This window comes from Xanthobacter nonsaccharivorans, from assembly GCF_043194755.2.
GTDB lineage: Bacteria > Pseudomonadota > Alphaproteobacteria > Rhizobiales > Xanthobacteraceae > Xanthobacter > Xanthobacter autotrophicus_G.
In genome coordinates, this window is record NZ_CM195526.1 from 4,134,200 (window position 1) to 4,160,510 (window position 26,311).

Below are 26,311 nucleotides of genomic sequence, written 5' to 3' on the forward strand. Positions count from 1 at the left end.
CGAGACAACGCGCCGCTACGGCTGCGCTCGGTGTGCAGGAGTGTCAGGATGGTCTGCCGGTTCGGAGCAAATGACCTGGTCGCCGATGGCGCCAAACCGAAGATCGTCGATTTCTTCAAAAAGCTTTTTCGACTGCATCGTGGGCGGCGATGAATTGCTCGCCGACCAGTGGCTGATCGCAAGCCTCAAGCTGCCAAGCGACGCTCCTCGTCCTCGGCTTCGTTCCCCGGCTCTCCAACCGCTTTGGTCAGGAAGAGGTCAAGCGCAGCTCGACGAGAATCACGATCCAATGCGTAGGCCGTCTGTTTGAATTCGATCCCCTCGAGTAGCCCTTGGATGTAACCGGAGATCGTGTCGGCGGCCATGATGAGCGCAGTGTCGAGCGTGTGAATGTATTTGCTCGTCACCGAGCCCTTGGAGTGGCCGACGAGCGCCGCGATGGTCACCTCGGTGAAACCGAGATCGTTGGCGATGCTGGCAAAGCTGTGACGCAGGACATGCGGGGTGACGCCGGCGAGCGGACTGTCGCTGAAAATCTGTTCCCAATGGTTCGGGAAGCTGCCGAACGCATGGTCCTCGCCCTGACCTGGGAAGACATAGGTGCCCGCTGCGGTCTTGCGCCGTTCCTCCAGATACTCGACGACGGGCAATCCGATTGGACGAATGGACTCACCTTCCTTGCTGTCCACCAGGCGCATGCAGCTCGCGTCGGTGTCAGCTTCGATCCACATTAGCGAGATCATTTCCGAGCGGCGGCAGCCGGTGAGCGCGATCTGCCGGATGATGTCCACGGTCATGGCGTATTTTTCGTTCGCCGCGGCATCGCGAAGCATTTGCCCGAGGGTGCGATACTCCGCCTCGGTCAGCCTACGATTCCGAACATTGTCCTTGGGCTTCTTGATGCCGTGCGCCGGATTGACCTCTATAATCCCAGCATCGACAGCGTAGGTGAGGATTCCGCCCAATAGGCCGACGGTGCGCGTGGCGGTGCCCGCGCCACCACGAACAATGGCCTTTCCTCGCAGCTTTTTCGTCTTGACGGCGACGCGCGTCTTGCCGGCCATGATGTCCTTCAAGACCTTGTTGATGTCGGCCTTGGTGAGATCCTTGACCCGGCGCGCGCCGATCAGCGGGATGATGTGCCGCTCGATACGGCCAGTGTCGGTGACGATGGTGGTGGGCTTTTTCGGTCGCCCGCCCTTACCCAGAATGAGGCCCGCGTTCAGATCAGCGGTATAGAGGGCGCAAAGCTCCTTGACCGTGATGGCCTTGTGATCGAGCTGACGTTCTTCGGAAGGGTTGTCGCCGCGCGCGACGCGCCCGAGTTGGACCTTCGCTTCTTGCCGGGCTGTCTCCGGCGTCCACACGCCATGCAGGCCGATGGTGTAGCGTCGCGTGCGTCCAACAGCGCGATATTGGATGAGGTAGCTGCGCTTGCCGGAGGCGAACACGCGGAGGCCGAAACCGGGCAGTTCGTCGTCCCAGATAAAATAGTCCTTCTCGCGAACATCGGCAGCGTCCACGATCCGCTTGGTCAGCTTTGCCATGAGGTGTTCCCCTCGCTAGTGAGGGGCTGCTTCCGCGGAAGCACCACGGAAGCAACCGGATGGATATCGGAGCGAAATTCTGGATAGACAGTTCGGCGCGGAAATACGAATTGTCTAGTATCTTCAGTTACATATCGCATTGTAGCGTGCCCTGTCGTGCATTTAGGATAGGCAGGCTAAATTGCTCCGAAGGTCGCGCTGAAGTCTCTGCACGCCAACTCCGGCAATGCGCGCGGCGCCGTCGATATCGGCGTGCCCGTCGATCAGACGAAGAGCGACGATCGCCGAGAATGACCGCACGGGCTCGGGAGCGTCGGGCAGGATGACGTCATCATAGATGGCGCGCGGCAGAACGTTCACCATTACCGAGGGATCTGGCTTCTCACGCCGTTCCCGAGCCAGTTGCTCGCGAGAGAAGGCAACCCCAATACCCGGGCGGCCGAACCGGACAGGTGCTTCCAAGATGCGCTCGATGTTGAAGGCGCCCGGGTCCCTCGCATAATCGACCTCGATCCAGTCCGGCCGCCAATCTGGGCCGAGAAAAGAGCGCGCAAAGTCGACCATCGGGAAGATCTGATGATCGCTGTGGTGGATGTCGCCACGCAGGGTGCGAATGCGAGTAACCCTCCATATCAAATGCGCATTTTCATGCACCAGTTCGAAGCGAAACGTCGAGGCCGCATGCGCCTGGCTGGTGGAATTGGCTTGAGTGATCGCATCGTAAAGGCTTGGAGCCATGGAAGCGCGCACCGCCCAGGGGCCAAATCCCACGTATGACATGCGCTTGCCGATCTGGAGGCCGAGCGTGCGGTCGCCGAGCAGGGACCCGGCGCGCGAGAACAGGCCAATCAGCGCCCGCGCCGGAACCGGCATGCCACCAAGTTCCCGCACCGCCATGGGCAGGCCTTCGCTATCGAGGGCTTTCAGCAACGCACTCTCGCTGGCTCGCTCCTCGAGAAGCTGCGGTAGCGAGCCGAACCCGCTGGCACGAACGAGCGGGACCAATCCGGATTTCTTCATCGCAAGCACTCGCGTAGTTTCAACATGGAGCTTCGGCACGCCTTCCATCGGCGCGGACGGACTCCCCGGCCACGACAAGCCATTGGCGCCTCCAGCATAGCGGCTCGCCGGCCAGGGCATTTGGGCGCGCAAAGATGCCTGCTGCCCCTTGGGCGATATCGATCCATTGACGCAAAATGATAATGACGCCCGCCTCGTCTAACCTAACATCACATTAGGTCGGCGTAAGCGGGGCGTCCATGTGTCTGTGACAAAACCCGCCCCCCCCAACAGGTCATATGTGTATGAGAGTTGTTCATCTGCAATAGAAATGAAGAAAGTGGCAAATCAACCATAATAAAGCCGAAGGCGTGCCACGAAAGGTGACCCTATGACGCGAAAGGCTTTGCTCGTGAGCATCGTCATGTGTTCGGCTGCAGCTGTCAGCGGCGCCGCCATGGCGGATATGAGCGGGCTTCGGGCGCAAGCGAATGTGCCCTTCAAGGAGGGCCGCCCCACGGCTAGGACAGCCGCCGAGCTGAGGCAGGAGCTCGCCTTCCAGCAGGCCACCCAAGCCTATCTGTGGGCCATGCCGCTAATCAATACGCTCGGCATGAAATATGGCTCGGAGGCAACCTTCGGTGTCGGCTACAACGTGCTGCCGATCTGGAAGCAACGGCTCGACCCAAAGACCCTGGTCACCACGCCCAATTCCGACGTGCTCTATGCGATGAGCTATGTCGACATGGGCGAGACCGGTCCGATCGCGCTGGACGCCCCGTCCGACCTGCAGGGCATCCTCCTCGATTTCTGGCAGCGGCCGATTCCGGTCGACGGCGGAAAATATTTCGGCGACATCGGCTTGCCGGGACCCGACCAGGGCAAGGGCGGAAAGTTCCTCGTTTTGCCGCCGGACTATAAAGGCGAGGTGCCGGACGGCTACTATGTCTACCGCTCTGGAACGAAGAACATCTTCATCTTCCTGCGCGGCTTCTACGACGATCCGAACAACCTCACGCCGGCGGTGGAGCACCTCGAGAAGACCAAGATCTACCCGCTCAACCTGCCGGAGGCGGAGCGCAAGCCGATGACGTTCCCGGACGCCTCTGGCGTTCCGGTGAACATGCTGCCGCGCTCGAACTTTTCGGCCTTCGAGCAATTGAAGGGGCTGCTCGACCGAGAAGGCGCAGATCTCGCGAGCGCCGACGGGCTGGGCCTTCTCGCCAATATCGGTCTCGTCGCCGGCAAACCATTCAATCCCGGCAGCGAGACGCGGGCGATCCTCGAAGCCGCGGCCAGGACGGCGTACAAGATGAGCCGCGTAGTCGGGCTCAGCAATGGGGTCGACAACACTTCCTATCTGGTCTGGCCGGATCGCCAGTGGGTCAATCCCATCAATAATGCCGCCTATCCCGGCCCGGAAAAACCGCTCAGCCTCGACTTTCGCGACAAGGCGCATGGCTACACGGCGATCGCGCCGCGCGTCTGGTTCTTCACCGATTATTATTCGATCAGCCCGGGCATGGTCTCGCAGATTCCGGGCCGCGGCGCAGCCTATGAAATCGCCTTCAACGACGCCAAGGGCGCGCCGTTTTCCGGGGATAATTCCTACAAGCTGACATTGCCAGCGAACATACCAGCGAAGCTGTTCTGGTCCCTGACGCTGTACGACGCGGCCAATGCCTCCGGGCTGGCGACAAAGGCGCGCCGCTTCCCTTCCCTCGGCTCGCGGGACAAGCCGGTCCCCAATCCGGACGGCACGACGGACCTCTATGTTGGTCCCACTGCGCCGAAGGGCAAAGAGGCGAACTGGCTGCCGACCGCGCCGGGAAAAGGCTTCTTCGCCATTCTGAGGCTTTACGGCCCGGAAGAGCCCGCGATCAACTTCAGCTGGAAACCTGGCGACTTCGAGAGGCAATGACAGCGCCCGGATCAGGCGCTTCGACGGATGGAGCGCTGCGCATGTAAGCCCCGCCCCCTCCGAAGAATCAGACTGATTGGCGGTGACAAAATACCATGGACGACTCACCCCAAGGTCGCCGAATAGGCGCGTCACGCAAGAGGGCATCACAACAGTCAAGGGGTTCCCCGTTCCTTGCATCGGCAGGATGGGGGCTCAGCGCAGGCATCGGTTCGGGAGCGGCAAGTGTGCTGTCGCATCCGGCAGCAGCTCCGATGCGCTGAGGGATGGAGACAGACGTCATGTCAAGTGCGGGTACGGGGACGTTGGTGCATGCGGCGGTCGGTGTGGCTGTCATCGGCCTTGCGGCAGGCCTGGCCCATGCGGCGGACATGCCGATGCCTCCCATACCGGACCGGCCCTCCGAGCAGGCCTCGTCCGCCTCGGAGTGGAAGTACCAGGTGACGCTTTACGGCTGGGCGACATCTCTGACGGGTGATGTCGGCATCAGGAACCTGCCGACGACCTCCGTCGACGTGCCGTTCTCCGAGGTGCTGAAGCATCTCGACGGTGCGCTGATGGGATCCGTCTTTGCCGACAACGGCGAATGGCTTCTTCTTGCGGATGTCGTCTTCGCCAAGCTCTCGGCCTCCCGGCCGATCGGCGCCTTTGGAGGCGAGCTCGGCGCCGGCATCACCGAGCTCATCGCGATGGGCGCGGTGGGTTACATGCTGCCGACCGGCCGATCCGACATTGATTTCGCGATCACGGGCGGCCTCCGATATGCGAGCGTCAAGGGCTCCCTGTCCTGGAGCGGCCTCGGCCCGCTTCCGGACATTTCGGCCAGCGCGCGGCAATGGTGGCTCGATCCGACGCTAGGCTTCTTCGCTCATTGGGAGCTGAACGAGAAGTGGTTCGTCAACGCCATCGCCGATATCGGCGGATTCGGCGTCGGTTCGGATCTGTCCAGCACGGGGTATCTGGGCGTCGGCTACATGTGGACCAAGAGCTTCTCCACATCGCTCGGCTATCGCTACCTCTATGAAGATTATGAGGCGTCCGGGACGACGACCGGAAGCTTTCGTTACAATACAATCATGCATGGTCCGACTTTCGCCATGGCGTGGCGCTTTTGACCGGCGCACGACATGACTTTCGGCTCGGGCACCGACCCGGCCCAAGACACGCCTCGCGTATTCGACGCGACCACACGCGTTCATTGTCGCAGCGGGCGCAATTGGCAATTTCAACAAGATAGGTAACGAAGGAGCTCGAAATGAAGCGTCCCTGCCTCGTCATGGCCGTGCTGCTTGGATCGATCGGCTGCGCGTCAAGCCAGGAGGCCAGCAAAGCGACGATCGATGCCAACAAGGCCCTCCTCAACTATCTTCCCTTCACCGACCAGACCGACTTCCAGAACGCGACGCGGGGCCAGATCGCGACGCTGGAAGCCGAGTAGATCACCACGCCGGACGGCAGGGTGATCTACGACATGGCGCAGTTCGATTTCCTGAAGGGAGATGCGCCAAACACCGCCAATCCGAGCCTGTGGCGCCAGAGCAAGCTGAATGCGATCCATGGCCTGTTCGAGGTCGTCAAGGGGGGCATCTACCAGATCCGCGGCTTCGATCTGGCGGTCATGAGCTTCGTGCGCGGCGACAACGGATGGATCGTCATCGACCCGCTCACGGCCAACGAGACGGCCGCGGCCGGCTACAAGCTGCTGCGAGAGAAGGTCGAGAACCTGCCGATCACCGCGGTCATTTTCACCCACAGCCACGCCGATCATTTCGGCGGCGTGAAGGGCATCCTCACCACCGAGGAGGTCGCCGCGCGCAAGATTCCAGTCATCGCGCCGGAGGGGTTCTTCGATGAGGCGGTCAGCGAGAACCTGATTGCCGGCAACGCCATGAGCCGGCGCGCCAGCTACATGTATGGCAACCTGCTCAAGAAGGGGCCGACCGGGACGCTCGGCTCGGGGCTCGGCACCACGACGGCGGCGGGAACGCTGAGCATCGTGGAGCCCACCGTCACAGTCTCGGACACCCCGACCACGCTCAAGGTCGATGGCGTCGACATGGTCTTCCTGAACACGCCGGGCGCCGAGGCCCCGGCCGAGTTCATGTTCTACATCCCGAAGTTCAAGGCGATGATGCAGGCGGAAGAGATCAATCACACGATGCACAATCTCTATACGCTGCGCGGCGCGAAGGTGCGCAACGGCGACAAGTTCGCCAAGTACATCAACGATACCATCAACCGCTTCGGCGGCGAGGTCGAGGTTTCCTTCGGAAGCCACCATTGGCCGACCTGGGGCAATAGGGAGATCGTCGAATTCTGGAAGGGACAGCGGGACACCTACCGCTATCTCCATGACGAGACGCTGCGCCTCGCGAACAAGGGCGAGACCATGACCGAGATCGCCGAGGAGATGAAGCTGCCCGACAGCCTCGCCAAGAAGTTCGCCGATCGCGGCTACTACGGCTCGGTGAACCACAATGCAAAGGCTCAATACCAGCTCTATTTCGGGTGGTTCTCCGGCAATCCGTCCCAGCTTCATGAGCTTCCGCCCGCGGCAGAGGGTAAGAAGTTCGTCGAATATGCCGGCGGAGCGGATGCGGTGATCGCGAAGGCGAAGGTGGACTACGCCGCCGGCAACTATCGCTGGGTCGCGACTGCGCTGAACCACGTTGTCTTCGCCGATCCCAACAATATGGCGGCCCGAAAGCTGCTGGCCGACGCGCTCACGCAGATGGGTTATCAGGCCGAGAGCGGCCCCTGGCGCAACTTCTACCTGTCGGGCGCAAAGGAACTGCGCGAGGGTGTGGTGAAGGCCGCCGTGCCGGACACCGCTTCGCCCGACATGGTGCGCGCGCTGCCGCTCGGCATCTACCTCGACTATCTGGCCGTGCTGCTGAACCATCCGAAGGCGGCGCAGACCGAGATCGCCCTCAACTTCGTCATGCCCGATGTGCATCAAGAGTTCACGCTCTCGGTCACCAACGGCGTCATGAACTACACCCTCGGCCGTCAAAACAACCAGGCCGATGCCACGGTCACCATGAATCGCAGCCTTTTGGACGACATCAATCTCGGACAGACGAAGCTGAGCGATGCCATTCAGGAGGGCCACGTCAAGATTGACGGCAACCAGAACAAGGTTGTCGAATTTGTTGGCCTTCTCGATAAGTTCGACTTCTGGTTCAATATCGTGACGCCATAGTTGGTGGGGCGTTTGACTTCGAGTCTGAGTGCCGGCGGCTGAAGTCGGTGGTTGAACCACTAATGTCCATATGGTGGATAACCTCGGCGGTGTCCGGAGTCAGGGTGCATGGCACAGAATGGCGGTTGAGAGCTGAGGAGGGCTTGTGTCACGTCGGATTGGGGAATGAAGATGAGACAGAAGCCTTCCTCACAATTGAATGCCCACGGCGCGGCACATCGGCGGTGAAGTGGAGACCGCGTTCGCACGTTTCAAGGCATGGGCGCGGCGAGAACGGGGATCTTGTCCTCGGCATCTGTATGGCGCTCTCCATCGGCAATCTGAGAGCGACGCTCGCGGACTATGGGGTGCGGCACGAAGAAGTGCGGGTTCACAGCATCGATGGGCCCCGTTCTCGCCTGCTGGCGGACCTCGCTTCTGGAGTTATCGACGTGCTCCTCATGGCGGGAGGATATGCGACCAGGACCGATCGGTTTCTGCCACTCTGGAGCGAACGAGTGGTGGTCGCGCTTCCGAAGCGTCACCGTCTCACCTCACTGCCGATCAACCGCCTGGACAACGTCATAGAATGCCTGCTGCTGGGCCGCGGCGGACATATCGATCTTTGGGCACAGTCTAAAAAATCTGGACATATTGATTCGGTGGAGGAACGGGGCGGTGATTGATTTTTCTGACTTTCCGCTGTGGTTAGTGCTAGCGGCCAGCTTCGTTCTATTTGTTGCGACAATTGAATTTGGTCGTCATGTCGGTCAGCGATCCAGAGAGGCAGGGACCGAGCAGGTGTCCTCTTTGCAGGGCGCGGTACTGGGCCTTCTCGCGCTCATGATCGGGTTTACTTTCGCTATGTCGTTGTCACGGCATGAGGCCCGTCGAGAGTCCGTGCTGCGTGAGGCGAACGCCATCGGCGGGGCGGCAATGATCGCCCGCCTGCTGCCCCAGCCGCAGAACACCGAGGCGCTCAAGCTGCTTGATACCTATGTAAAGATCCGGCTCGATCTCAAGGCGGAGTCCATGACACCGGAATCGCTGCGCGAGGCGGTGGACCAATCCAACGCCACCCAGGAAAAGCTCTGGCAACTCGCTATGGCGCTGACTGGCACGGATAAAGGCATGGTGCCGACTGGTCTTTTCATCCAGTCATTAGGCGAGGTCTTTGGCGATCAGGCGAAGCGAGTGGCTGCGGTGCGCAGCCATGTACCGGATATCGTGCTGCTCGGGCTTTACGGTATCGCAGTCGTCGCCTTGGGCCTGCTCGGATACGAGAATGGCACGAAGCGGCGTCAGCCCCGCTTGCCACCCTATCTGGTGGGCGGGTTGATCGCCCTGGTGCTGTTGCTCATCCATGACCTCGACCGGCCAGGCAGCGGCTTTATCCGTGTCAGCCAGCTTCCCATGCAGGAAACGGCCGAGAGCCTTGCGGGCTATCTGAAATAGCAGCAGATCGCGTGGCACAATCTGCGCGAAATGATGGTGGAAGCGATCGCGAACGCCGTGAAAGTGGCGCTTGCCGAAATCGGCCTCTATCCAGCCGAAGCGGCGGAGAGGACGAAAGGACCTAGGTTAGGCCGAGCGTGTAGCGGACTCTCCGCCGAGGGGGCTCGAAGGGCCATTTCCGCAAGTCTTCCAGCAGGAGCTGGTAACGGAGCGCGCCCACCGCATCCGGCCTGCGCCTGCTCAAGCTGGGACGGCGTTATGATGCCTCGGATCCCGTTGGCCCTCAAACGAAATGGCGGCGGAGCCTCGCCCCACCGCCATCTCGATCGTCCGACCAGCCTTGTTGACCAGCGGGCCTCAATTGCCCGTCGGCAGTGGCAGGGAGAAGCCCTGGTCCTTCAGCGCGTTCTGCATGAACTTGAAGCGTTCATACTGGGAGAGCGTGATGGGGCCCGAATAAGCCTCGCTCTGCGGCTTGCGCGGCGGGTACTGCACATAAGTCTTCATGAGCTTGGTCACCGCCTCGTTGGCCGGCACCAACGCCCAAGTGCTCTCGGTGAAGGTCGTCATGAAGATGTCGTAGCGTTCCTGCGGGTCGGCCGGGAGGTCGAAGACCTGGGGCACGGTTGCCACATACTTCTCCGCCCCCTTCCAGCCCAGGTTGGTGTCCACCGCAAGACCGCCGGTGTGGGCGCCGTCGTCGCCGCGCAGGTTGAAGACATACTTGAAGTTGCCGACACGGGCGGCGCCGGGGGAGAGCTCGTTCTCCGTGAAGTAGAACCACTCCTTGCGCGGGTCCTCGCCCTTGCCGAGCCAGACCGGGGCCATGTCATAGCTGTCGAAGATGATGGGTTGTCCGTCGCGATCCTTCTCCGGCAGCTTCACGCCGGCAACGGAGGCGAAGGTCGCCATCAGGTCGAGCCCGCCCATGATGTCGTCGCTCTTGCTGGCTGCCTTGATCTTGCCCGGCCAGCGGGCCATGGACGGCACCAGATTGCCGCCCTCGCGCACCGTGCCCTTGGTGCCGCGGAACGGGGTGTAGCCGGCGTCGGGATAGACGTCCTGCCAGGCGCCGTTGTCCACCGTGTAGACCACCAGCGTGTTGTCGGCGAGGCCGAGCTGGTCGAGCTTCTTCAGCACGTTGCCGATGCGCGTGTCGAGCTCAACCACCGAGTCGGCATATTTCGACTTGGAGATGGACTTGCCGATGAAGTCGGGCGCCGGCAGGTTGGGCTGGTGGTTCTTCATGAAGTTGACGTTGATGAAGAATGGGGTGTTGGGCGCCTTCGCCGCGTCTTCCAGGAACTCCTCGGCGGCCTTCTCGACGTATGCGTCGAGGAAGGGAATGCCAACCACCCCCTTGTCGGGCGTGTCCACATATTCGCCGTTGACCTTGAAGTCCTCCTTCACCGGGCCGCCCGCATTGCCCGAGAGCGCCCCCTTGGTGCCCCTCTCGAACATGGCCCGCAGTTCGGGGCTCATGCCCGGGAACCACTTGGGGTCCCCATAGGTGTAAGCGTTCAGGTGGTAGAGGAACGCATACTTCATCACGTCATAGCCCTGGGCATTGGGTAACGCGTAGTCCGCCTCGCCGAGATGCCATTTTCCGGTGAAGTAGGTCTTGTAGCCCCCCTGCTTGAGCACCGAGGCCAGCGTCCACTCCGCCTTCGGCAGGCCGCCGCCCTGGCCCTGGAAGGCCACGGTGGTCATTCCGGACCGGTTGGGGATGCGCCCGGTCTGGATCGCGGCCCGGCCGGGCGTGCAGCTCGGCTGGCCATAGAAATTGGTGAACACCATGCCCTCGGTCGCCAGCTCATCCATGTTGGGCGTGGGCATGCCGCGGCGTGTGCCGCCGAGATAGGCGCCGAGATCGCCCCAGCCGGTGTCGTCGGAGACGATCAGCAGGATGTTGGGCTTCCTGGCCGGGGCGGGTGCCGTGTTCTGGGCGTGGGCCGCGCCGCCCCAACCCAGGAGGACCGCCGCGACTGCGGCGGTCAACGTCGTCGAGATTGCCGTTCTCATTGTCGTTTCCAGTGCAGTTGGACACCTAAGCTCTTGTGAGCGAATCACTTCGCCGGCGGAAAGACGGTCTTCCAGTCGGATTTCATGTCCACGACCGTCCAGCCCTGGCTCGCCACCGCATGGGCTGTTCGACCCACAGCGTGCCGTCATTGTCGAAAACGGCGATACACGCCTCCGCCTCCGGCCGCACAAAATCCTTGCCGGCCGGATCGGTCACGCGCTGGACGAAGCTTTGGATCGCCGTCTTCGCGGCGCCATCGTTCCAGGACGGGAGCGATTCCGCCAGAGCCGCTCCAGGTAATCACAGGAACAGAACCGCGATAACCAAGGCGCGCTCGGGCTGAATCATCCATGAATCGCCCGTCTTAAGCAGAAAAATTCTACTCTAAGCAAATTTCTTATACGAAACAATTCATGACAATGGCGGACAGACTTACTATGATATATTTTTCACGAAATAATTGGCGCTGTAACCAACCTTTCATCTACTTCTGACTTCAGGCTTCCGTGTACTGCCTGACCAAAGGGGCCTGTGGGTGCCCCTGATTTAAGCCAAATCACGTCGACGCTCTTTTCATTTTGCGTCACTCGGCGAGGTTTCGATGAGCGGTTCAGGTTCAACCGAACTTGTGCGCGCAAAGGGCTTCGGCACCCTGCCCGATCTGATTGAAGGACAGGCCGGCGAACGGATTCTTGCGGACATTTTCGCCGGGGAGCGGCTGCCGATGGCTTTGCGTGACGCGCCGCGAACGCCCATGCCGTTGCGCGCGATGATGGGCCTGCTCGCGCGGGGCGCGGCTGCTTTGGACCGCCGCACCTTCGGTCTCGATGCGGGAGAGGACATGAAGCAGACCGGGTGTTTCCGGGAGGTGGTAAGTCAGAGAACCGGCTGAGGCCGGTGTGAGGTGACTTCCGCCCCCCCCGACCACCATGCGGCTAGCCAGTTCGCCGGGAGAGCGCGAACAGGTGGCCGAAGCGCCGCAGAGGATGCTTGGCCGGCTGGGAAACGTACTGTGGGATCGGTTGACTTCTGGAGCGCTGGCGCGCAATTGATGGGTCACGTCGCGGACGCTGGGGCGGCCCGGTACCCAATGCCCAAAAAGCCTTGCAGGGTCTGGGCGACGGACTCCACCTCGACCCTACCCGTGTCAACCCGGCTTGCGGAGACTTCAAGAACGCGGGGGTGGTCGGTTGCCAGGCGAGACCGAGGAAGCGGGCGCGGGGAATCCTACGCTCGGCTGCCCTGCGATTTCCGCCCAAATGCTTCCATTGCGCTTCCAACCTCCTGCCGCGAGGGGAATGGAAGCAGAAAACGCCCGGAGGGCATTTTCTAATAACCTGATTTTCCTGAGAGAAACTGGAGCGGGCGAAGGGATTCGAACCCTCGACCCCAACCTTGGCAAGGTTGTGCTCTACCCCTGAGCTACACCCGCATCCATTTGCCGGCGCCACTGTGTGTCGCGGCAGGTGCGGTTCTATAGAAAATGCCGACGCCGAATGCAACACCCCTTCTCGTCCTTTGTGCACCGGCCTGTGGACGACCGCCTCTGGAAGGGGCGACGAAGCCTTGCAGGGGAAGGGTTTACGCGATCTCACTCGCGGTGGATGGGGTCAATCCATTTCACCTGCTCGGGCTTCTCCACCGCCTCGATGTCGAGATTCACCACCACTGGATCCTGGCCGGAGCGCACCAGCACGCATTCCAGCGTCTCGTCGGGGGAGGCGTTGATCTCCTGGTGGGGCACGTAGGGCGGCACGAAGATGAAGTCGCCGGGCCCGGCCTCGGCCACGTATTCCAGATGCTCGCCCCAGCGCATGCGCGCGCGGCCCCTCACCACGTAGATCACGCTCTCCAGGTCGCCGTGGTGGTGGGCGCCGGTCTTGGCGTCAGGATGGATGTGGACGGTACCGGCCCAGATCTTCTCGGCGCCGGCGCGCGCGGCGTTGATGGCGGTGGCGCGGTTCATGCCCGGCGTCTGGGCGGTGTTGGGATCGAGCTGGTCGCCGGGAACCACCTTCACCCCATGATCGCGCCAGTCCACCGGCGCAGAGCCATGCGGATGGCCATGGGAATGGTCGTGATCCTGCCCGTGGTCGTGATCGGCACCCATTTTCATCCTCCCCTGGCCGCCTCGGCCGTCTGCCGCTGGCCTCGCGGCGTAGGCGGCGCCCTTCGCGCATACCTTGCCGCGCCCATCGCCGAAGGCTAGAACGGCGCCAACTTTCCCGCATCCTTTTTCAGGAGACGGCCGCCCATGGCCCCCTATCAGTACGCCTATCACATGCATGGCATGACCAAGACCTATCCGGGCGGCAAGAAGGTGCTCGACAACGTGCACCTCTCCTTCTACCCGGACGCCAAGATCGGCGTGCTCGGCAACAACGGCGCGGGCAAGTCCACCCTGCTGCGCATCATGGCCGGCATCGACAAGGACTTCTCCGGCGAAGCCCGGCCCGCCGACGGCGTGCGCGTGGGCTACCTGCCGCAGGAGCCGCAGCTCGATCCCGCCAAGACCGTCCGGCAAAACGTTGAGGACGGGGTGGCCAAGCAGAAGGCCATCCTCGACCGCTACAACGAACTCGCCATGAATTATTCGGACGAGACCGCGGACGAGATGACCCGCCTGCAGGACGAGATCGAGGCCCAGGGCCTGTGGGATCTCGACAGCAAGGTGGAGCAGGCCATGAACGCGCTCGGCTGTCCGCCGGACGACTGGGAGGTAACCCGCCTCTCCGGCGGCGAGCGGCGCCGCGTGGCCCTGTGCCGCCTGCTGCTGGAGCAGCCCGAGCTGCTGCTGCTCGACGAACCCACCAACCACCTGGACGCCGAGACGGTGAACTGGCTGGAAGGCCATCTGCGCACCTATCCGGGCGCCATCCTCATCGTGACCCACGACCGCTACTTCCTCGATAACGTGACGGGCTGGATCCTCGAGCTCGATCGCGGCCGGGGCATCCCCTACGAGGGGAACTACTCCTCCTGGCTCGGCCAGAAGCAGAAGCGCCTGCAGCAGGAGGGCCGCGAGGACGAGGCCCGCCAGCGCGCCCTCGCCCGCGAGCAGGAGTGGATTGGCGCGAGCCCCAAGGCGCGCCAGGCCAAGAACAAGGCGCGCATCCAGCGCTACGAGGACCTGGTGCAGAAGGCCTCCGAGCGGCAGCCCTCGGCCACGCAGATCGTCATCCCCGTGGCCGAGCGCCTCGGACAGAACGTCATCGCCTTCGATCATCTCAGCAAGGCGTTCGGTGACAAGATGCTGATCGACGACCTCTCCTTCAAGCTGCCGCCCGGCGGCATCGTCGGCGTCATCGGGCCGAACGGCGCGGGCAAGACCACCCTGTTCCGCATGATCACGGGCCAGGAGAAGCCGGACGGCGGCACCATCTCCATCGGCGAGAGCGTGAAGCTCGGCTATGTGGACCAGAGCCGCGATGCGCTCGACGACAAGAAGACCGTGTGGGAGGAGATCTCCGACGGCAACGAGGTGATCTACGTCGGCAAGAAGGAAATCCCGTCGCGCGCCTATTGCGCCGCCTTCAACTTCAAGGGCGGTGACCAGCAGAAGAAGGTGGGCATGCTCTCCGGCGGCGAGCGCAACCGCGTGCACCTCGCCAAGGTGCTGCAGCGTGGCGGCAACGTGCTGCTCCTCGACGAGCCCACCAACGATCTCGACGTGGATACCCTGCGCGCGCTGGAAGAGGCTCTGGAGGATTATGCCGGTTGCGCCGTCATCATCTCCCATGACCGCTTCTTCCTGGACCGCATCGCCACCCACATGCTCGCCTTCGAGGGTGACAGCCACGTGGAATGGTTCGAAGGCAACTTCGCGGACTATGAGGAAGACAAGAAGCGCCGGCTGGGGACGGATTCGGTCATTCCGAAGCGGATCCAGTACAAGAAGTTTTCGCGGTGAAGGAAGGGGCGAAGCGCGGCTTTTACCCGCCGTGCTTTGCCCCTAGGCTTCCCGCATCTTGCAGACCGAAGCGCCCATCGCTTGAACTCTAATTCAGCTTCATTGCAGCCGGCTGGTATTGCGCGCCTGGCGGATCCAGGCAGACCCTGGCCTCGCGCCCGTACCCCCGTCCAGCCCCAGAGGCAAAGGTTGAGCGTCTGATACGGCACATCCTGTCTGTTCGCTTCCACCTTGATGCGCTTGCGCTTCAGCAACGGGATGGGCAGACCGGCCGGCCTTGTCGCTCCTTCTGAGAACCGACTCCACCCCTCCCACGGTGTCATGGCCGGGCTCTTCCCACGTCCGACGGGCGAAGAACCGACGAGCGCTTTACATAGGGTACCCCCCTATATTATAAGCAGCTTATGGCCCACACCATCAAGCACAAGACAAAGCTTCTCGCCCGTGTCCGCCGCATCAAGGGACAGGCCGAGGCCGTGGAGCGTGCGCTGGAGGCTGAGCTCGGCTGCACCGACGTGCTCATGCTGGTCGCCTCCATGCGAGGCGCCATCAACGGCCTGACGGCCGAGCTGATGGAAGATCATATCCGCCATCACGTCGTGAACCCGGATGCCGAGCCGGATCCCGAGCGCGCCAAGGGCGCCGCCGATCTGATCGAGGTCGTCCGGACCTACCTCAAGTAACCCCAGGTTCAAGATGACCCCGTTCACCGACCTTGTTCAGCAAGGGGCAGCGCACGCCTGGCTGTTCGTCCCCTCGGCCATCCTGCTCGGCGCCCTGCACGGGCTCGAGCCGGGCCATTCCAAGACGATGATGGCGGCCTTTGTCATCGCCATCCGGGGTACCGTCACCCAGGCGGTCCTGCTGGGCCTTGCCGCGACGGCCTCGCACACGGCGATCGTCTGGGCCATCGCCCTGGGGGGCCAGTATTTCGGCCAGCAGTGGGGCGGCGAGGCGAGCGAGCCCTATTTCCAGCTCGCGTCAGCCCTGGTGATCATCTCCATCGCTGCCTGGATGGCTTGGCGCACCTGGCGGGAGCAGGCCCGCGAGCACCATCATCATGACGACGAAACGCGCCTCGTCCCGACCGACAAAGGGACTATCGTGCTCGAGATCTTCGAGGATGGGGTGCCGCCGCGCTGGCGGATCTCTAGCCCGACCGGGAACACGCTTCCGGACGCCGAGCACCTCCGCGTGGAGACGCTGAGACCCGGCAACATCCGCCAGGCATTCTCTTTCGCGGACCGGGGTGGCTTCCTGGAAAGCCGGCAGGAGATCCCCGAACCGCACGCCTTCGTCGCGACGCTGCGGCTGAGCCGCGCCGATGGCGGGCAGGAGACGCACGACCTCACGTTCGAGGAGCATGATCACGCCCACATGAATCTGGGTGACGAGGACGACGCGCATGCGCGTGCCCACGCCGCCGATATCCGCAGGCGGTTTGTGGGCCGCCCCGTGACCACCTGGCAGATCATCGCGTTCGGGTTGACCGGAGGCCTGATCCCCTGCCCCGCAGCCATCACGGTCCTGCTCATCTGCATGCAGCTCAAGCAGCTGAGCCTCGGCTTCGTGCTCGTCCTGTGCTTCAGCATCGGCCTTGCCCTGACACTGGTGTCGGCCGGCGTTCTGGCGGCGCTCAGCGTCCGGCATGTCTCGCAGCGCTGGTCCGGCTTCAGCGCCTTCGCCCGGCGCGCGCCCTATGCCTCCGCTGCGCTGATCCTGATGGTGGGCCTCTATACCGGCTGGCTCGGCTGGCACGGCCTCGTGCGGGAGCAAGCCACGTCGGCAGCGATCAGCGCGTGGGGGCCGGGACCCCGGGCTTGATCGGGCCAACAGCGTTTCGCGAAGCCCGTGGCCTGGGATAAGAAAGGCGAGCCGTAGACGAGCAGCGGCGCCCCGGGAATGCCTCTCAGGAGTCCGTCACCCCGTGTCCCCCGAAGGCCATATCCTCATCGTCGATGATGATGCCGAGATCCGGCGCCTCGCCGGCAAGTTCCTGCGCGAGCACGGGCACAAGGTCACCGCGGCTCAGGATGCTCGCGAGATGCGAGAGGCGATGAGGGCGGGGCCGGTGGATCTCATCATTCTCGACATCATGCTGCCCGGTACAAGCGGGCTCGACCTGTGCCGGGATATCCGCCGAGCCTCGGACGTGCCCATCATCATGCTCACCGCGCGCGGCAGCGACGTGGACCGGATCGTCGGACTGGAGCTCGGGGCGGACGACTACCTGGCGAAGCCCTTCAATCCGCGCGAGCTGCTCGCCCGCATCCATGCGGTGCTCCGACGGACGCGGCCTTCCGACGGCACGGCTTCCGGCGGCTCGCGGCTCACCTTTGCCGGCTGGACGCTCGACACCCGCCGGCGGGAGCTCACCAATCCCACCGGGGCCGTGGTGGACCTGTCCACCGGCGAGTACGACATGCTCCTGACCTTCCTCGAACACCCCCAGCGTGTGCTGACGCGCGACCAGTTGATGGACGCTGCCAAGAACCGCACCGCCACGGGCTTCGACCGCGCTATCGACATCCAGATCAGCCGCCTGCGCAAGAAGCTCGAGTCCCACGGCGGACCGGAGATGGTGAAGACCGTGCGCGGCGCCGGCTACTTCTTCGTACCGGAGGTGGAGCGCTCATGATCCGTGCCCTGGACAGCCTCGCCGCGCGCACCGCCGTGGTCGCGGTGCTGGGCATTGTCGTCGTTCACATGCTGAGCCTGTGGACCTACGAGCATGCCATGGAGCGCGAGCGCCATGCGGCCCATGCCATCCGCCTCGCCGATCAGATCGTCGCGCTCTGCCGGTCGCTCGCGGCGGCACCGCCGGAAAGCCGCGAGGATGTGGCCCATGACCTGTCCGGCGGCGCCATCGACGCGCACTGGAGCCGGGAGGCCATGGCCGCACCCGGCCTCCATGCTGCGGAGGGATGGCAACGCCTCGCCGATGATGTACGCACCCTCGTGCCCGACCTGGGGCCGCAGGATGTCCAGGTGGGCGCGGGCACCGACCCGCACCTCAGCTTGGTCGCCGTGCGCCTTCCGGACGGCAGCTGGCTGAACGCGCGCCTGTTCTCCTCCGTCCCGCAGGCGGCGGGGACCCACGGATCGGTGCTGTCCACGACACTCATGGCGGCGGGCGTGTTGCTGCTGTCGCTCGCCATCGCCGCTTGGCTGACCGGGCCGCTCAGGGCCATGGCGCGGACCGTCAGGGCCCTGCCTCCGGCCGCGCCTCTCGTACGGCTTCCGGAGACCGGCCCCAAGGAGGTGCGGGAGCTGGCGCATGCCTTCAATGGCATGCAGGCCCGCATCGCGGAACTGGTGGAGCGACGCACCCAGGCCCTCGCCGCAGTCTCCCATGATCTGCGAACGCCCATGACGCGCCTGCGCTTCCGCATGGAGGACGTCGGCGACCCCGTCCTGCGCGAGGCCATGGCAGCTGATGTCGCGGAGATGGAGCAGATGGTGGATGCAACCCTCTCCTACCTGCGCGGCGAGGCCAGCGAGGAGCCTGTGCGCCCGCTCGACCTCGTGGCGCTGGTGGAGACGCTGGTGGACAATGCCCGCGACCGAGGTCTTTCGGCGGATCTCGCCGCGCCGCCGCGCCTGGTGGTGGCAGGCCGTCTCGTCAGCCTGAAGCGGATGGTGTCGAATCTCCTGGAGAATGCGCTTCTCTATGGTGGCGCCGCGCACGCCGTGCTCGTGGACGATGGTCCGGAGGCCATGCTGATTGTGAGGGATGAGGGACCCGGCATTCCGCAGGACCAACTTGCCGCCGTGCTTGAACCCTTCGTCCGGCTCGAATCCTCGCGCAGCCGCGCCACCGGTGGGGTCGGCCTCGGCCTCTCCATCGCCCGTGCGGTGGCGGAGGCCCACGGCGGCACGCTGGCCCTCGCCAATGGCGAAGGCGGAGGGCTTGTCGCCACGGTGCGCCTGCCCAAAGGCGCTCCTGAAACAAACTGATACAGAAGCGATACGCGGTGTGACGACCCGCGCGCTATCTGGCTCCCGTACCGGTTTTGTGAACGGACGGGTTGAATGATGGCGCGTCAATTCGTTTGGAGAGTGATCTTCGGGCTGTGCAGCCTCCTCGCCGGCCTGGTGCCGGTGGCGGGCGCGATGGCGCACGAAGGGCACGACCACGGCGCGCCTGCCACCCCACAGGCGACGACACTTGCCCCCCGCGCCGAGGCAGCCTCCGCCGATTTCGAACTCGTCGCCGTGCTGCGGGACGGCACGCTCGCCATCCACCTCGACCGCTTCGCCGACAACACCCCGGTGGAAGACGCAACCATCGAGCTGGACACGCCCGAAGGATCGCAGACGGCGAAGCCGACGCAGCCCGGCACGTATTCTGTGCCCGCCCCATTCGCTGCCCGGCCGGGCGCGCACGACCTCGCCTTTACCGTCACTGCAGGCGGCACGGCGGACGTGCTCGCCGCCACGCTCATTGCGCCTGAGGTCCCGGCGCCAGCCGAGCCCAGCGCCACCGCCCCGGCGGCGCTGGCGCTGCTCGGCGGGTCCCAGCTGGGCTTGCTTTCGGGCGTCATCATCGGATTTCTCGCCGCGATCCTCGTGATGTCGCTGCGGCGGCGAACGGCGGCGCTCGTTCTGGCCACCGGACTGGGCCTTGCCTCCGTCGCGTTTCCACCATCGGCGCAGGCGGCAGATGCGCCGAAGCCTTCAACCCGTGATGCCGCCCAGCGCCTGCCGGACGGCTCGGTGATCGTGCCGAAGCCGAGCCAGCGCATCCTCGGCGTGCGCACCATCGTCACCGCGTCCGGCAGCCATGCCCGCACCGTGGAACTACCTGGGCGCGTGGTGCCGGATGCCAATGCCAGCGGGCTCGTGCAGACGGCGGTGGGCGGGCGGCTGGCGCCGCCACAGGGCGGCTTCAAGCCGCTCGGCACGAAGGTCGCGGCCGGCGAGATCCTGGCTTTCGTACACCCGCCCATCGGCGCCTCGGACCTGAAGGACCTGGAACAGCAGGGCTACGAGCTCGACCAGCAGATCGCCATCGTGAAGCGGCGCTACGAGCGCCTGTCCGCCATTCAGAACGCCGTCACCCGTCGCGAGGTAGAGGAGACGGAGATCGAGCTGAAGGGCCTCCAGACCCGCCGCGCCACGCTGGAGCGGGTGCAGCGCGAGCCGGAGGCCCTGCGCGCGCCGGTCGCCGGCGTCATCGCCACCTCCGATGCGGTGGCCGGGCAGATGGCGGATCCGAACACGGTGGTGTTCCGCATCATCGCCCCCGACCGGCTGTGGGTGGAGGCGTTGGGTTTCTCGCCGGATGTCGGCCGGTCCGGCGCTTCCGGGCGGCTGTCCGATGGCCGCTCCGTCACGCTTGCTTTTCTGGGCGCGGGGATTTCCGACCGGAGCCAAGCCCTTCCGCTCCAGTTTTCCGTAACCGCGGGTGCCGAGCAGCTACGCCCCGGCCAGTTTCTCACGGTGCTCGCGGAGGCCGGCGCCCCGCGCGCGGGCATTGCCATCCCCCGCACGGCGGTAGTGCGCGGGGCGAACGGCCAGACCATCGTCTATGAACATGTCACCGCCGAGCGCTTCATGGCGCGCGAAGTGAAAACGGAGCCGCTCGATGCCGGCCGCGTGCTGGTGGTGGCCGGCTTGCCGCCCGGTCGCCGCGTGGTCACCGATGGCGCCGAGCTCATCGACCAGATCCGCTGAGGCTGGCCGATGTTCACCTTCCTCGTCACCCAGTCCCTGCGCAACCGCCTGCTGGTGCTGGCGCTCGCCCTCGTGCTGGTGCTCTACGGCGCCTACGCGGTCACCCGCCTGCCGGTGGACGTGCTGCCGGACCTCAACCGGCCCACAGTCACCATCATGACCGAGGCGGAGGGCCTCGCCCCTGCCGAGGTGGAGCAGCTCGTCACCTTCCCGCTGGAGACGGCGATGAACGGCCTGCCCGGCCTCATCCGCCTGCGCTCGGTGTCGGGCGTCGGCCTCTCCGTGGTCTACGTGGAGTTCGACTTCGGCACGGACATCTTCCGTGATCGCCAGCAGATCGCCGAGCGCCTCGCCCTCGTGCGGGACCGGCTGCCGGCGAACGTCTCCCCTCAGATGGGCCCCATCAGCTCCATCATGGGGCAGATCCTGATGTTCGGCGTGACGAGCGACACCGCCTCGCCCATGGCGGTGCGCGAGGTGGCGGACTTCGTCATCCGCCCCCGGCTGCTCGCCATCCCCGGCATCGCGCAGGTGATCCCCATGGGCGGGGAGGTGCGGCAGTTCCGCGTCTCCCCGGACCTTGCCGCCATGCGCGCCTACGGCACCACGCTCGACGCGCTGGAAAAGGCGCTCGCCCAGTTCGGCACCAATTCCGGTGGCGGCTTTACCGACCATGGCGGGCGCGAGTTCCTGATCCGCAACATCGGTCGCACCCTCAGCCTCGACGACCTGAAGGGGCTCGTGCTGCCTCGCCCCACCGGGGGCACCATCTTCCTGCACCAGATTGCTCAGGTGGACTACGCGGCCCGCCTGAAGCGGGGCGATGCGGGCTACATGGGTCGGCCCGCCGTGATCGTCTCGGTGGAGAAGCAGCCGGAGGTGGACACCCTCGCCCTCACCCGCGCGGTGGAAGAGGCGGTGGCAGACCTCAACCGCACGCTGCCCGACGGCATCCGCATCTCACCCCCGGTTTTCCGGCAGGCGGATTTCATCGCCGCCTCCATCGGCAACGTGGAGAAGGTGCTGATGGAAGCCATGGCGGTGGTGGCGGTGGTACTGTTCCTCTTCCTCCTGAACTGGCGCACCACCTTCATCTCGCTCACCGCCATCCCGGTGTCGATCCTCACCACGGCCATCGTGTTCCACGCCTTCGGCCTCTCCATCAACACCATGACTCTGGGCGGTCTCGCCATCGCCATCGGCGAGCTGGTGGACGACGCGGTGGTGGACGTGGAGAACATCTTCCGCCGCCTGCGCGAGAACGCAGCGGCCGCGGCGCCGAGGAGCGTGCTCGACGTGGTGGTGGCGGCGAGCCGGGAGGTGCGCTCCGGCATCGTCTACGCGACGCTCATCATCGTGCTGGTGTTCGTGCCTCTGTTCGCGCTGCCCGGCATCGAGGGGCGGCTGTTCGCGCCGCTAGGGCAGGCCTACATCGTCTCCATCCTCGCGAGCCTTGCCACCTCCATCACGCTCACGCCGGTGCTCGCCTTCTATTTGCTGCCGGCCCTCAGCCGCCATGCGGAGCGGGAAGGTGTGCTGGTGCGCATGCTGAAGGGCGGATACGCGGCGTTGCTCTCCACCGCCTTCCGCCACCAGCGCCTCGTGATGGCGGCGACCGCCTTGCTGTTCATCGCCGCGCTGGCCGCCGCCATAGGCCTGCCGCGCGCCTTCCTGCCGCCATTCAACGAAGGCTCGCTCACCATCTCCATGTCGTTCAAGCCGGGTCTCTCGCTCGCCGAGAGCCACCGCATGGGCCTTGTCGCCGAAAAGCTCATCCTGGAGGTGCCGGAGGTGAAGGCCGTGGGCCGCCGCACCGGCCGGGCCGAGCTCGACGAGCATGCCGAGGGCGTCCATGCTTCCGAGATCGAGGTGGATCTGAAGCCTTCCGTCCGCAGCCGGGCCGAGGTCACCGCCGACATCCGCGACCGCCTCTCGGTGCTGCCGGCCGCGTTCAATGTGGGCCAGCCCATTTCCCACCGGCTCGACCACATGCTCTCCGGCGTGCGCGCGGAGATCGCCCTCAAGCTGTTCGGTGACGACCTTGACACCCTGCGCGCCACGGCGGAAGACCTGCGGCAGCGTCTTGCCGGCATTCCGGGCCTTGCGGACCTTCAGGTGGAGCGGCAGGTGCGCGTGCCGGAGGTCACCGTGCGCGTGGACTATGGCCGCGCCTCCCTCTACGGCCTCCAGCCCGCGCAAGTGACGGACGCCTTGGAGCGGCTCTCCAACGGCCGCGTGGCCTCCCGCCTCGTGGACGGCACGCGGCGCTTCGATGTGGTCGTCCGCCTGCCCGATGCGACCCGCACAACTGAGGGCCTCTCCGGCCTTCTCATCGAGACGCCTTCGGGCTGGGTACCCCTGTCCGAGGTCGCAGAAGTGAAGGAGACGGACGGGCCGAACCAGATCCTGCGCGAGGGCGGGCGCCGGCGCATCGTCGTGCTGGCCAACACCTCCGGCGAACGCGACGTGGCAGCGGTGGTGGCCGACATGCGCCGGTTGATCGCGGCAACGGCTCTGCCCGTCGGTATCTCCGCGAGCCTCGAGGGCACCTTCACCGCGCAGGAGGACTCCATGCGCACCATCGGCGGCCTGTCCGCGGTGTCCCTGCTGCTCGTCTTCGCCCTCCTCTACAGCCGCTACCGCTCGGCCCTGTTCGCGCTCGTCATCATGGGCAGCGTGCCGCTGGCGCTCATCGGCGCGGCTGTGGCGCTGTGGCTGGCCGGGCAGCCCCTGTCGGTGGCGAGCATGATCGGCTTCGTCACGCTGACCGGCATCGCCGCGCGCAACGGCATCCTGAAGATCAGCCACATCATCAATCTCGCCATCGAGGAGGGCCTGGCGTTCGGCCCCGCCCTCGTGACGCGGGGCAGCCTCGAGCGGCTCACCCCGGTGCTCATGACGGCCACTTCGGCCGGTATCGCGCTCCTGCCGCTCATGAGCGGTGCGGAGGTGCCGGGCAAGGAGATCCTCCACCCGGTGGCCATCACCATCTTCGGCGGCCTCGTCAGCGCGACGCTGCTCGACGCCGTCCTCACCCCCGTCCTCGTTCTCCGCTACGGCCGCCGCCCCCTGGAGCGGCTGGTGGCTGCGGCACGGGAAGCGGACCCCACCCCGACCGCCGCCCGCGCGGACGCTTTCTGAATGGAGCATGCCATGATCCTGCGCCGCTTTGCGCCTGTCGTTTTCGCTCTCCCCCTTCTCGCGACGCCCCTGCTCGCGCACGAGCCCGGCACCGGCGCACACGGCGGGGTGAGGGTGGATGCCGGGCATTATCACGCAGAGCTGGCGGCCGACGGCACGCCCACCGTCTCCCTCTATCTCAGCGACGGCTCCGACAAGCCGGTTCCGGCTGACGGCTTCAAGGCCAACGCCATCCTGGTGGTGGACGGCAAGGCCCAGCGCTTCCCCCTTTCCCCTGCCGGCGGCAACCAGCTTTCCGGAACGGCCCCCGTGGCGATCCCCAAGGGGGTGAAGGGCGCCGTCCAGATCACGGCTCCTGACGGCTCCTCCGCCCAGGCCAAATACTGAAAACAGCTGATCTCCCGGCTCGCCCCGTCTGCCCGACGACGCGCCCAAGACGCTGACCAAGAGGCTGACCATGACCCGACCGATGCTCCTGTCCTCCCTCTCCCGCCGCACCTTCCTGGCGGGCGGTGCCGCCGCAGGCGCACTCGCCGTCTCCGGCGGGTGGAGCCGCGTCCTCGCCGCCCCGCTGCTCACCGTGGAAAGCGTCACCCTCGACGTGAACGGCAAGGCGGCGAAGGTCTTCGCCGTGAAAGGCCCCACCGGAGAAGGCATCTTCGCAAAGGAGGGGGATCGCCTGACTAGCGCGGTGCTCAACGCTTCGCAGGCTCCCGCGGTGATGCACTGGCACGGCCAGGTCTTCGCCCCGGCGGACCAGGACCGCGCCCGCCCCGATGGCGGCGAGCTCGCCCCCGGCGGCACCGACCGGGTGGACTTCCTGCTCACCCCGGGCACCCACTGGATGCATTCCCACACGCTCAACGAACAGCAGCTGCTCGCCGCCCCCCTCGTCACCCGCGAGGCCGATGCGGGCGATGCGCAGGACGTGGTGGTGATGCTGCACGACTTCTCCTTCCGCACTCCGGAGGAGATCCTCGCCGGCCTCGGCGGCGCGGGCGCTCAGGGGGGCCACGGCGCCCACGGCATGGGCCAGCAGATGCAGGGCACGACCGGCATGGCGATGTCCGGCATGGACCATTCCGGACACGGCATGACCGGCATGGGAGCGATGGGCGGCGGGATGTCCGGAGGCGGCATGTCTGGGACCGGGATGCCGGGGAACGGGATGAGCGGTGCCGGTCACGGTATGGATGGCGGCATGGGCGGCATGATGGCGCACGCCAACGACGTTGATTACGACGCCTTCCTCGCCAACCGCCGCACCCTCGCTGATCCGGAGGTGGTCCAGGTGGAGAAGGGCGGCCGTGTGCGGCTGCGGATCATCAACGGCGGCACCGCCACCGCCTTCTTCATCTCCGTGCCCGGCCTGAAGCCCCGCTGTATCGCCGTGGACGGCTCTCCGTGCGCCCCCATCGAGGCGGAGGCGTTCCCCATGGCCCAGGGTCAGCGGATCGACCTTCTCGTCGATATTCCGGCGAGCGGCGGCGCCTTCCCCGTGCTGGCGCAGGTGGAAGCCTCGCCGCGCCGCACCGGCCTCGTCCTGGCCACGGCCGGGGCTTCCGTCGCGCGCATTGCCGAGACCGCCGACCGGGCGCAGGGCCTTCTCGACCTCGCGTTCGAAGCGCGCCTGTCCGCCGGAAAGCCGCTCGCGGCGCGCAAGGCCGACAAGGCCTTCCCCATCATGCTCGGCGAGGAGGCGGGCTACCGCTGGACCATCAACGGCCGCACCTATGCAGAGGCCGCACCGTTCGTCGTCAGCCCCGGCGAGCGGGTTGAGATGACCTTCATGAACCCCACCACCATGAACCATCCCATGCATCTGCATGGCCACCATTTCCAGGTGGTGGGCATCGGCGGGCGGCGCTTCTCCGGAGCGGTGCGCGACACGGTGATGGTGCCGCCGCACATGCCGGTGACCATCGCCTTCGACGCCGGGCCGAAGGGAGAATGGTTCCTCCACTGCCACCACCTCTATCACATGGCCACCGGCATGATGGCGGTGGTGAAGGTGGCCTGAGCCGGCCAGCGGGAGGGCAAAAGCTGTCACGCCCCGCCGTGGAATGATGGGCAGCGGATGGGGGCCGCCTTCTGGGTCGCCCTCATTCCGGGTGTTCTCGCGCGGTTTTCGGTGTCGAGGACAGATCCGTCGGAGTTACCGGCACCAGCAGCCTCCACCGGTGCGCCTCCCGGATATCAGGCATCTCGGCCGTTCACCGTAGAGCGGCGTGGTCATTGGTATCGTCTTCCCCTCGCGCATTTCAGCGAAGCCTTCCTCACCCCGTAGGCCCGTGAAGAGGAACTGCAGCCTGAAGGGGCATGGTCGGATCAGTGCAGGCCTCTCGGCTCGGCCTTTGCGCGGGATCGGTCCCTTTTCGAGCGATCCGACGAACCAGCGCGGCTCGGAAGCGTGACTGAGGAAACAATTGACCCCGAAATGCGAAATGGCGTGGAAGAC

20 protein-coding genes, 1 tRNA gene and 1 pseudogene are annotated in these 26,311 nt (G+C 65.1%); 16 read left to right on the forward strand and 6 right to left on the reverse strand.

Annotation, left to right across the window (positions count from 1 at the left end):
* Positions 1 to 185: 185 nt before the first annotated feature.
* Both V5F59_RS18890 and V5F59_RS18895 read right to left on the reverse strand, forming a co-directional pair.
* Positions 186 to 1,547 carry a tyrosine-type recombinase/integrase gene (locus V5F59_RS18890; RefSeq protein ID WP_006023603.1) on the reverse strand — a complete coding sequence of 454 codons (1,362 nt, stop codon included), beginning with the start codon at positions 1,545 to 1,547 and terminating at the stop codon, positions 186 to 188.
* Positions 1,548 to 1,709: 162 nt separating this feature from the next.
* Positions 1,710 to 2,615: an AraC family transcriptional regulator ligand-binding domain-containing protein gene (locus tag V5F59_RS18895; protein WP_393976650.1), complete on the reverse strand. Its 906-nt coding sequence runs from the start codon at positions 2,613 to 2,615 to the stop codon at positions 1,710 to 1,712.
* 343 nt (positions 2,616 to 2,958) lie between these two features.
* On the opposite strand from V5F59_RS18895, the gene V5F59_RS18900 reads away from it, so the two are divergent.
* The 6 genes from V5F59_RS18900 to V5F59_RS18925 all read left to right on the forward strand — a co-directional run bounded on the left by V5F59_RS18900 (position 2,959) and on the right by V5F59_RS18925 (position 9,103).
* Complete coding sequence (locus V5F59_RS18900) at positions 2,959 to 4,467, forward strand: DUF1254 domain-containing protein (protein ID WP_393976651.1); 1,509 nt, start codon at positions 2,959 to 2,961, stop codon at positions 4,465 to 4,467.
* Positions 4,468 to 4,748: 281 nt separating this feature from the next.
* The gene (locus V5F59_RS18905) at positions 4,749 to 5,582 is read left to right on the forward strand and encodes a hypothetical protein (protein WP_393976652.1); all 834 of its coding nucleotides are present in this window, start codon (positions 4,749 to 4,751) and stop codon (positions 5,580 to 5,582) included.
* 140 nt (positions 5,583 to 5,722) lie between these two features.
* The gene (locus V5F59_RS18910) at positions 5,723 to 5,905 is read left to right on the forward strand and encodes a hypothetical protein (protein ID WP_393976653.1); all 183 of its coding nucleotides are present in this window, start codon (positions 5,723 to 5,725) and stop codon (positions 5,903 to 5,905) included.
* 33 nt (positions 5,906 to 5,938) lie between these two features.
* Positions 5,939 to 7,669: an alkyl sulfatase dimerization domain-containing protein gene (locus V5F59_RS18915; protein WP_509211112.1), complete on the forward strand. Its 1,731-nt coding sequence runs from the start codon at positions 5,939 to 5,941 to the stop codon at positions 7,667 to 7,669.
* 299 nt (positions 7,670 to 7,968) lie between these two features.
* A complete protein-coding gene (locus V5F59_RS18920) occupies positions 7,969 to 8,334 on the forward strand; it encodes a LysR substrate-binding domain-containing protein (protein ID WP_509211113.1) in 366 nt (121 codons plus the stop codon).
* Positions 8,327 to 9,103: a bestrophin-like domain gene (locus tag V5F59_RS18925; RefSeq protein WP_393976656.1), complete on the forward strand. Its 777-nt coding sequence runs from the start codon at positions 8,327 to 8,329 to the stop codon at positions 9,101 to 9,103. The genes V5F59_RS18920 and V5F59_RS18925 overlap by 8 nt, the downstream gene beginning before the upstream one ends.
* A 357-nt stretch (positions 9,104 to 9,460) precedes the next feature.
* On the opposite strand, the gene V5F59_RS18930 is transcribed toward V5F59_RS18925, so the two are convergent.
* Both V5F59_RS18930 and V5F59_RS18935 read right to left on the reverse strand, forming a co-directional pair.
* Positions 9,461 to 11,125 carry an arylsulfatase gene (locus V5F59_RS18930; RefSeq protein ID WP_393976657.1) on the reverse strand — a complete coding sequence of 555 codons (1,665 nt, stop codon included), beginning with the start codon at positions 11,123 to 11,125 and terminating at the stop codon, positions 9,461 to 9,463.
* A 118-nt stretch (positions 11,126 to 11,243) separates the two neighbouring features.
* Positions 11,244 to 11,411, reverse strand: a pseudogene (locus tag V5F59_RS18935) (haloacid dehalogenase-like hydrolase); the annotation flags it as partial.
* 316 nt (positions 11,412 to 11,727) lie between these two features.
* Here V5F59_RS18935 and V5F59_RS18940 point away from each other — a divergent pair.
* Entirely contained in the window at positions 11,728 to 12,018 is a 291-nt protein-coding gene (locus tag V5F59_RS18940) for a hypothetical protein (protein ID WP_393976658.1), read from the forward strand.
* A gap of 465 nt (positions 12,019 to 12,483) precedes the next feature.
* On the opposite strand, the gene V5F59_RS18945 is transcribed toward V5F59_RS18940, so the two are convergent.
* Both V5F59_RS18945 and V5F59_RS18950 read right to left on the reverse strand, forming a co-directional pair.
* A tRNA-Gly gene (locus V5F59_RS18945) sits at positions 12,484 to 12,558 on the reverse strand.
* A gap of 159 nt (positions 12,559 to 12,717) precedes the next feature.
* Entirely contained in the window at positions 12,718 to 13,236 is a 519-nt protein-coding gene (locus tag V5F59_RS18950) for a cupin domain-containing protein (protein WP_393976659.1), read from the reverse strand.
* A gap of 144 nt (positions 13,237 to 13,380) precedes the next feature.
* Here V5F59_RS18950 and ettA point away from each other — a divergent pair, with 144 nt between their 5' ends.
* The 9 genes from ettA to V5F59_RS18995 all read left to right on the forward strand — a co-directional run bounded on the left by ettA (position 13,381) and on the right by V5F59_RS18995 (position 25,873).
* Entirely contained in the window at positions 13,381 to 15,036 is a 1,656-nt protein-coding gene (gene ettA, locus V5F59_RS18955) for an energy-dependent translational throttle protein EttA (RefSeq protein ID WP_393976660.1), read from the forward strand.
* Positions 15,037 to 15,440: 404 nt separating this feature from the next.
* Entirely contained in the window at positions 15,441 to 15,719 is a 279-nt protein-coding gene (locus V5F59_RS18960; RefSeq protein WP_393976661.1) for a metal/formaldehyde-sensitive transcriptional repressor, read from the forward strand.
* A gap of 13 nt (positions 15,720 to 15,732) precedes the next feature.
* Complete coding sequence (locus tag V5F59_RS18965) at positions 15,733 to 16,860, forward strand: nickel/cobalt efflux transporter (protein ID WP_393976662.1); 1,128 nt, start codon at positions 15,733 to 15,735, stop codon at positions 16,858 to 16,860.
* Positions 16,861 to 16,963: 103 nt separating this feature from the next.
* Positions 16,964 to 17,674 carry a response regulator gene (locus V5F59_RS18970; RefSeq protein WP_393976663.1) on the forward strand — a complete coding sequence of 237 codons (711 nt, stop codon included), beginning with the start codon at positions 16,964 to 16,966 and terminating at the stop codon, positions 17,672 to 17,674.
* A complete protein-coding gene (locus tag V5F59_RS18975) occupies positions 17,671 to 18,993 on the forward strand; it encodes an ATP-binding protein (protein WP_393976664.1) in 1,323 nt (440 codons plus the stop codon). Before V5F59_RS18970 ends, V5F59_RS18975 begins: the two co-directional genes overlap by 4 nt.
* A 75-nt stretch (positions 18,994 to 19,068) precedes the next feature.
* Positions 19,069 to 20,712, forward strand: coding sequence for an efflux RND transporter periplasmic adaptor subunit (locus tag V5F59_RS18980; RefSeq protein WP_393976665.1), 1,644 nt, complete (start codon positions 19,069 to 19,071; stop codon positions 20,710 to 20,712).
* Between the two features lie 9 nt (positions 20,713 to 20,721).
* Entirely contained in the window at positions 20,722 to 23,853 is a 3,132-nt protein-coding gene (locus V5F59_RS18985) for an efflux RND transporter permease subunit (RefSeq protein WP_393976666.1), read from the forward strand.
* A 12-nt stretch (positions 23,854 to 23,865) separates the two neighbouring features.
* Entirely contained in the window at positions 23,866 to 24,240 is a 375-nt protein-coding gene (locus V5F59_RS18990) for a hypothetical protein (protein ID WP_509211114.1), read from the forward strand.
* A 70-nt stretch (positions 24,241 to 24,310) separates the two neighbouring features.
* Complete coding sequence (locus tag V5F59_RS18995) at positions 24,311 to 25,873, forward strand: multicopper oxidase family protein (RefSeq protein WP_393976668.1); 1,563 nt, start codon at positions 24,311 to 24,313, stop codon at positions 25,871 to 25,873.
* Positions 25,874 to 26,311 lie beyond the last annotated feature (438 nt).

What these genes read in the sequence shown, in the direction of transcription:
- V5F59_RS18960 (WP_393976661.1), top strand. Translation starts at nt 15,441, where the DNA reads ATGGCCCACACCATCAAGCACAAGACAAAGCTTCTCGCCCGTGTCCGC.
- V5F59_RS18990 (WP_509211114.1), top strand. Translation starts at nt 23,866, where the DNA reads ATGATCCTGCGCCGCTTTGCGCCTGTCGTTTTCGCTCTCCCCCTTCTC.
- V5F59_RS18915 (WP_509211112.1), top strand. Translation starts at nt 5,939, where the DNA reads ATGGCGCAGTTCGATTTCCTGAAGGGAGATGCGCCAAACACCGCCAAT.
- V5F59_RS18890 (WP_006023603.1), bottom strand. Translation starts at nt 1,547, where the DNA reads ATGGCAAAGCTGACCAAGCGGATCGTGGACGCTGCCGATGTTCGCGAG.
- V5F59_RS18920 (WP_509211113.1), top strand. Translation starts at nt 7,969, where the DNA reads ATGGCGCTCTCCATCGGCAATCTGAGAGCGACGCTCGCGGACTATGGG.
- V5F59_RS18905 (WP_393976652.1), top strand. Translation starts at nt 4,749, where the DNA reads ATGTCAAGTGCGGGTACGGGGACGTTGGTGCATGCGGCGGTCGGTGTG.
- V5F59_RS18930 (WP_393976657.1), bottom strand. Translation starts at nt 11,125, where the DNA reads ATGAGAACGGCAATCTCGACGACGTTGACCGCCGCAGTCGCGGCGGTC.
- ettA (WP_393976660.1), top strand. Translation starts at nt 13,381, where the DNA reads ATGGCCCCCTATCAGTACGCCTATCACATGCATGGCATGACCAAGACC.
- V5F59_RS18965 (WP_393976662.1), top strand. Translation starts at nt 15,733, where the DNA reads ATGACCCCGTTCACCGACCTTGTTCAGCAAGGGGCAGCGCACGCCTGG.
- V5F59_RS18950 (WP_393976659.1), bottom strand. Translation starts at nt 13,236, where the DNA reads ATGGGTGCCGATCACGACCACGGGCAGGATCACGACCATTCCCATGGC.
- V5F59_RS18995 (WP_393976668.1), top strand. Translation starts at nt 24,311, where the DNA reads ATGACCCGACCGATGCTCCTGTCCTCCCTCTCCCGCCGCACCTTCCTG.
- V5F59_RS18910 (WP_393976653.1), top strand. Translation starts at nt 5,723, where the DNA reads ATGAAGCGTCCCTGCCTCGTCATGGCCGTGCTGCTTGGATCGATCGGC.
- V5F59_RS18975 (WP_393976664.1), top strand. Translation starts at nt 17,671, where the DNA reads ATGATCCGTGCCCTGGACAGCCTCGCCGCGCGCACCGCCGTGGTCGCG.
- V5F59_RS18980 (WP_393976665.1), top strand. Translation starts at nt 19,069, where the DNA reads ATGATGGCGCGTCAATTCGTTTGGAGAGTGATCTTCGGGCTGTGCAGC.
- V5F59_RS18940 (WP_393976658.1), top strand. Translation starts at nt 11,728, where the DNA reads ATGAGCGGTTCAGGTTCAACCGAACTTGTGCGCGCAAAGGGCTTCGGC.
- V5F59_RS18985 (WP_393976666.1), top strand. Translation starts at nt 20,722, where the DNA reads ATGTTCACCTTCCTCGTCACCCAGTCCCTGCGCAACCGCCTGCTGGTG.
- V5F59_RS18895 (WP_393976650.1), bottom strand. Translation starts at nt 2,615, where the DNA reads ATGGAAGGCGTGCCGAAGCTCCATGTTGAAACTACGCGAGTGCTTGCG.